The sequence below is a fragment of the Tunicatimonas sp. genome, from assembly GCF_049647865.1.
GTDB lineage: Bacteria > Bacteroidota > Bacteroidia > Cytophagales > Cyclobacteriaceae > Tunicatimonas.
This window is the reverse complement of sequence record NZ_JBARYM010000633.1, coordinates 1-4,633: the sequence shown is the minus strand read 5'-3', so window position 1 is coordinate 4,633 and position 4,633 is coordinate 1. Positions and strand designations below refer to the sequence as shown.

At 43.6% G+C, this 4,633-nt stretch carries 4 protein-coding genes; 2 read left to right on the top strand and 2 right to left on the bottom strand.

All coding sequences use genetic code 11. The features are described from left to right. Both WBA23_RS18525 and dinB read right to left on the bottom strand, forming a co-directional pair. The coding region (locus WBA23_RS18525) for a PKD domain-containing protein (protein WP_424583768.1) at window positions 1-2,080 on the bottom strand (2,080 nt) is incomplete at its 3' end. A 309-nt stretch (window positions 2,081-2,389) separates the two neighbouring features. Continuing rightward, the gene (dinB, locus tag WBA23_RS18520) at window positions 2,390-3,469 is read right to left on the bottom strand and encodes a DNA polymerase IV (protein WP_424583767.1); all 1,080 of its coding nucleotides are present in this window, start codon (window positions 3,467-3,469) and stop codon (window positions 2,390-2,392) included. 144 nt (window positions 3,470-3,613) lie between these two features. Between dinB and WBA23_RS18515 the strand changes: the two genes are divergently transcribed. Then, window positions 3,614-3,769, top strand: coding sequence for a hypothetical protein (locus WBA23_RS18515; RefSeq protein WP_424583766.1), 156 nt, complete (start codon window positions 3,614-3,616; stop codon window positions 3,767-3,769). 13 nt (window positions 3,770-3,782) lie between these two features. Continuing rightward, entirely contained in the window at window positions 3,783-4,265 is a 483-nt protein-coding gene (locus WBA23_RS18510; RefSeq protein ID WP_424583765.1) for a DUF2452 domain-containing protein, read from the top strand. The last annotated feature ends 368 nt before the right edge of the window (window positions 4,266-4,633 follow it).

Genomic DNA, 4,633 nt, shown 5'->3' with positions numbered 1-4,633 from the left:
CCGCAAATACCGTAATAGTATCTCGCTGGCTCGTTGCATCGCAGCCATTGGTTGCATCTACTTCCAACCAAACTTCGTACTGCTGGTCGGCAAAACTGGTTAAGGTGTTCTCAAACAGTAATTCGGTAGTATCAGTCAAAGGGAGCGAGATGATTGTTTCGGTAAATGGGGCGGAAGTAATGTCCTTTATGTGCCACTTGTAATCGTCTACTCCCCCCGGCTGATCAACTAGCAACGTATCTACGGCCATCGCAATCGTCAGCGGTCCACAACCTTCAGTTACAGCGGGAGTAAAAGAAGGGTATGGCGACGGATTTACGGTAATCGTATCGGTAATTGCACCTGAGCAACTGCCTTTTTTAGTTACTACCCGGTGATGCACTGCGTGTTTTCCAGCTACGGGAAATAAGTGCCTGAAAGGTCCCTTTCCAGTAGTTTCAAACGCTCCGTCGTCGTCTAAGTCCCACTCGTACAAATCAATATTATCTCCATTTACTACTGTAGGAAGCGTAGACGTACTTTCTAGGACTACACTGTCGGATTGGCAACCGGCTACGGCATCAAAGCTGGCCACCGGGGGAGCATAAATATGTACATACGCTGTATCGCGCGTTTCGCAGCTTACCCCCACCGCCGAAGCAATTAGCTCAGCCATGTACGTACCAGGGTTAGTAATGGAAACTTCTAAGCTATCAGGAGCGGTGTTACCATTGGTAGTTTGAGCTAAGGCTCCAGTTTCGTTGAAGAAATTCCACGTCCATTCCGAAGTGGCTGGGTCAAACCCGGTTGAGATATCTTTGAACTTAACATCTACCGCAACCGGATATACCGGATCATAACAAAGGGGCGGAAGTAGGCTGCCACTAAGGTCAGAAACTGCGATAGCTGCGTTGGCGGTTGGCACAATATTAATAGTGCTTATAAATGTACCTCCGCAGTTTCCTACTGAATTTCCATCTCTCACCGTGAGTCTTACTCTCTTCGGGCCGGGAGTCGTAAAATTGTGCTTAGGGTCTTCTAAAGTAGAAGACTTCACCACCGTTGCGGTATTAATATCCGTAATTTCCCAGTCGTAAGCGAAAGCAGCACCGGCCAAGGCGGGAGTTAGATTCTCAAAGAGTACGCTGTCGCCTACGCAAAACTCCGTTTGAACTGGACCCGAAGCTCCGTTTAGTTTGGTTGTAAAATTAGCGTGAGCGGTGTCTACTACAACAATTTGAGCGGTAGTTTGAATAAACATGCTATCGCCATTTACTAAATCCCCTAAAGTTGGATTTAGAAAGTCACCGTCGGTCGTGTCGGCATCATAAGGATTACAAATATTCCAGTTCCGTAGAGTCACTTCAAACTGGTCGCCTACAGCACTTCCAAAAGCGGTAATTGGTTTACTCTGAGAAGTAGATACCTCAATGGGACCTGTGAGCACTTCAACATTTCCTGGAAAAGTATAAGGTTCCACTACCCCGTCTACCTGTACACCCGGAATACGGTTGGCGGCACCACCAGTACCATAAATCCACTGTACCCAGCGTACTGCATTATTTATTCGGTCGTTTTCTCCTGAATTAGGTACGCAGTTCCAGATACTATTATCATCAAATTGAACAATAGCAGTCTCACCCACGCAAACTCGGTATAGTATAGGATCAATACGAGGAACCCCACCGTTGTCCTCATCGGTGTCCCAAACTGTAACACTTTGGCTTTGTATTGAACTAGTACATAGTACACCATCAACCTGCAAATGAACAGTGGGTCTGTAAGTACACTGAGTACCCCCTGCGTAAAGATAAGTTTCTACTGCTTCGTATCTTCCTAAACCGACGTTTGCAGCCGTGATAGTAACAAGTGGTGAACCGTCACCCCAGTCATACACAAACTCTACCGTAGTAGGACTTCCTAGGACCGTATACCACGCCTTCCATTCGAAATTGTGAGGAGCACACAAACGTGGTGGACTCTCCACATTATTTCCCGGATTGGAATAAGTAGAGCATTGAGCCTGAGCTTGCTGGTTTACTAAAACCGTAGCTAAAAAGATACTGATAAATGTATATGCTATGTAAAGCTTCCTGTTCATAAAATCTTCCGTAAAAAACCGAACTCTCCAATCATGTTTGCTACTGCTACTAATACAGAAGCTGGAAAAATTTTGTTAGTATAGTACAAAAATTAAGCCCTCAATGGCTAGAGTGGAATACAGCATTTGTAAGAAGAGAGAGAGTGGTGAAGACTAATAAGATGTAAGCAAAAACAGGGTTGCTTTAGCTATTCTAGCGATTTTACAAGATTTTTATGTAATTATTTTCAGATAATCAATGATTAAGATAGTATAAGACCAAGCGTTTAGAGTAATAAATAGAGCAACATTACTAAAATAAACCTATAGTCAATCTAAGAAAAAGTCAAAATAGAGCTGATTGCTCGATTGAGTTGTCAAATTAGAAAGACTCAATCCGAGCAATCGCACGGCACGTTGATTAATTTCGCTATCATTTAGTAGGCGAATGGCTAACGGATACCAGTCGGCAGAGGTAGTTAGTAAGCGGGGGGCAGTATAGCTGCGAGTAATTACTTGAAAGTCAGTGAATTTTACTTTAAGGGTGATGGTGCGCCCCCGCGCCTGGTTGCGACGAACCCGCTCTTCCAGTGAAGTTGATAAAGCTTCTAATTCTTCTAAAAGCACTTCTTGATCGTGAATATCGCGAGAAAATGTTGTCTCTATCCCTACCGATTTGCGAATACGGTGCGGCTTCACCTCCCGATAATCTTTACCCCGTACAATTTGGTAGTAGTGCCGTCCGGCCTTGCCAAAGTAGTGAACCAGCTCTGGGAGAGAGTGTTTCTTCAGCTCTTTTCCAGTTGTAATTTGCAGCGTGTGCATTTTCTGAGCAGTAACCCGGCCAATACCGTGGAATTTTTCGATAGGGAGTGTCTCTAGAAATGTTACACCCTCTTGGGGCAAAATCACCTTTAAGCCGTTGGGCTTATCGTAGTCGGAGGCAATTTTAGCCAGAAACTTATTATAAGAAACTCCTGCTGAGGCAGTCAAGTGGGTTTCTTCTAAAATTTGCGCTTTAATTAATTGAGCTACTCGGATAGCCGATTTCAACCCCTTTTTATTCTCGGTTACGTCTAAATAAGCCTCATCTAGCGAAAGTGGTTCTACCAAATCAGTATACTGAGAAAATATTTCCCGAATTTGTTGAGAAGCCGTACGGTACGCATCAAACCGCGACTTCACAAAGATTAATTGGGGGCATAAGCGAGCCGCCTTTACCGAAGGCATAGCCGAGCGTACTCCAAACACCCGGGCTTCGTAGCTTGCGGCAGCCACCACCCCTCGGTGACTGCTACCTCCCACGGCAATAGGTTTGCCCCGATAAGCCGGGTTGTCCCGCTGCTCTACCGAAGCAAAAAAAGCATCCATATCGATATGGATAATCTTACGGATTGGTAGCGGAGGCATTGGTTAAAGAACTATTTTATGCATTTTTGGTTAAAATCAATATTGATGAATAATGACTGATGATCGATGATTAATGGCAATACATCTTAAGCATTCATTATTACTCATTCGTAATTAATCATTAGATGTACGGTTATGCAAAATATGACATTGCAGAAAAAGATTTTCTTGGTGGTGGCTGCATTATTTCTTTTGATTATGCTGTACTTTAGCTTTGATATTGCCCGAAGGACTACCTTTCCCGGTTCTAAACCCAACTTACAAGAACGTATTGCACCCTCTTCTGACACTCTAAAGTGATGAATTCAGTACTATGAATCAAGATACACGAAAACAGAAAATAGACGTTGACCGGATTGATCTGGAAAGAGAACAAGAGAAGACGACCGACCAGCCCGGGCTAATTGCGTTTCCACACACAGTAGGGGGGGCGGTCATAAAACCGGAAGATAAAGGGAAGATTAAGGGGCGCGCTGTTTCGGCCATGCGACAACAGACAGACAGTCAGATGCAACAATTGTACGAGCAAGCGCAAACCTTAGCTCGGCAAGCTCAAGCGATTAAAGATCGTGTCGATATTTCAGAGCGAATTTACCAAGCCGAGATGAATTTTGAGCCGATTATCGCGCATACCTATTATCTGTACCAAAAGAAAAATAGTACTGATGTGCTATCGCTGGTTTCACCCAAGGAGTGGGGGAAGAACCATCCGTATAAATCTTACGTTGCTAAAGTTACTTTGCTATCGGATCATACTTGGGAGGTAGAACCTGCTGACCAATCAGATAACCACTAGCTCGTGAAATTCTCTTTTCGCACTTATAAACTCAATAATCGCCTCATTAGTAATAGTGATTACTTGTACTTGTAGGAAAAGAAAGCCTGTTTTTGTATGTGTAAATGCCATTAATAAGTTTCGATAGTTAATGACATTGTAGTCTGTGATTTACGCGTTTGAGATTTTTTATCCAGCTAGATATATCAGTTTTTGACAATTAAGTAAAAAGGGGATTTATCCGATGTGCCATCAAGTTCAAAGCGATTAGTAAAAGTCCGCTCTGATTTTGACTTGTTTCTATCATGGTCGAGTACTTGCAACCTTCCGCTAAACGGAACTTATACAGCAGCTAAAGCTGGTTCTAATTGCAGTGGTGATTCACCAGT

Excerpts from the sequence above, each read along its gene's own strand:
- dinB (WP_424583767.1), bottom strand. The coding sequence starts at position 3,469 with ATGCCTCCGCTACCAATCCGTAAGATTATCCATATCGATATGGATGCT.
- WBA23_RS18515 (WP_424583766.1), top strand. The coding sequence starts at position 3,614 with ATGACATTGCAGAAAAAGATTTTCTTGGTGGTGGCTGCATTATTTCTT.
- WBA23_RS18510 (WP_424583765.1), top strand. The coding sequence starts at position 3,783 with ATGAATCAAGATACACGAAAACAGAAAATAGACGTTGACCGGATTGAT.